A 1,701-nucleotide genomic window follows, 5' to 3' on the forward strand; every position below is an offset into this window, starting at 1 on the left:
GCTTGGCATTATTTATATATATTATGAGAAAATTTGATATAATATAAGATAATGTAAGGTAATTTTAAGGAGGTTATATGATGAAGGTTGTTATTATTGGTGGTGTTGCAGCTGGAATGAGCGCTGCTGCAAAATTAAAGCGTTCAAATAAAGATGCAAGTATAACAGTATATGAAAAATCAAAACATGTTTCATTTGGAGCATGTGGTTTACCTTATTTTGTCGGAAATTTCTTTGAAGATTCTCAAAATATGATTGCAAGAACAGTAGAGCAATTCAATTCCTCAGGAATTTCTGTTCATCCAGAACATGAAGTATTAAAAGTAGATGTAGATAATAAAGTTGTAACTGTAAAAAATTTAACAACAAATGAAGTGTTTGACGATTACTATGATCGATTAATGGTTGCAACAGGAGCAAGTGCCATTATCCCTCCAATTCAAAATGTAAATCTTAAACATGTTTACACTTTAAAAAGCATGGAAGACGGTCATGATTTAAAACAAGCAATGCAAAATTCTGATTTAAATCGTGTTGCGATTGTAGGAGCAGGGTTTATTGGGCTTGAGGTTGTTGAAGCGGCTAAGCAATATGGAAAAGAAGTTCATGTTTTCCAATTAAATGATCGTGTTCTGGTTGATACTTTTGATAAAGAAATAACAGATATTCTAGAAGAAGAGCTAAGAGCTCACAATGTTCATCTGCATTTAGCTCAAACAGTTACAGCTTTAGAAGGTCAAGAATATGTAACTAAAATTCAAACTAAAGATGAAAGTTATGATGTCGATATTGTTGTCTTAACTGCTGGTGTACGACCGAATACTGAATTTTTAGTAGATACAGGAATTAAAATGCTCCGTAATGGTGCCATTATCATTGATCAAGAGGGGCGTACTTCAATTGAAGATATTTACGCAGCTGGTGATTGTGCAAGTATCAATCATATTTTGAAATCTGAACCGGCTTATATTCCATTAGCAACGGTTGCAAATAAAATGGGACGCATTATTGGTGAAAATTTAGCAGGTGCCCATCAACAATTTAACGGTTCTTTAGGTTCAGCGTGTCTAAAAGTAATGGATTTAGAAGCCGGGCGTACTGGATTATCTGAACAAGAGGCTAAAAATTTAGGATTAAACTATAAAACAGTATTTATTACAGATATGAATCAAACAAGTTATTATCCAGGACAAACCAAAATTTATGTGAAGTTAATCTATAATGCTGATACAAAAGTATTATTAGGCGGACAAGTTGTTGGACGTAAAGATGCAGTTCAACGAGTTAATGTATTAGCTACTGCTATTTTTGCAGGATTGACAACCGATCAACTGGCAATGTTAGACTTATGCTATGCACCACCATTTGCAAGAACGTGGGATGCTTTAAATATTGCAGGAAGTGTAGCGAAATAATTTATATAAAACACTCTAATATCAGATTGATATTAGAGTGTTTTATATTTTTAAAAAAGTATATTAAAAATGTTTGACAACAACCGACAGATTTGGTATTATATAAAAGTTCTCTTCAAGAGAAGGGGATGAGTTAAAAAACTTTTTAGGAAAAAAGGTTTGACAAGAAACGACAAACCTGGTATTATATAGAAGTTCGTTTCTGGTAAATAAAACGAACTAACAAAGAATTTTAAAAATTATTTGACAAAAGAGATGTTGGTTGATAAAATAATCGAGTAACTTC

General features: G+C 32.3%; 1 protein-coding gene. It reads left to right on the forward strand.

Annotated features, from left to right (window positions below; all coding sequences use genetic code 11):
• The first annotated feature begins 80 nt into the window (after positions 1-80).
• Complete coding sequence (locus tag HMPREF9402_RS00345; RefSeq protein WP_170837654.1) at positions 81-1,415, forward strand: CoA-disulfide reductase; 1,335 nt, start codon at positions 81-83, stop codon at positions 1,413-1,415.
• Positions 1,416-1,701 lie beyond the last annotated feature (286 nt).

This window comes from Turicibacter sp. HGF1 (genome assembly GCF_000191865.1).
In the GTDB taxonomy this organism is placed as follows: domain Bacteria; phylum Bacillota_I; class Bacilli_A; order MOL361; family Turicibacteraceae; genus Turicibacter; species Turicibacter sanguinis.

What these genes read in the sequence shown, in the direction of transcription:
- HMPREF9402_RS00345 (WP_170837654.1), top strand. Translation starts at nt 81, where the DNA reads ATGAAGGTTGTTATTATTGGTGGTGTTGCAGCTGGAATGAGCGCTGCT.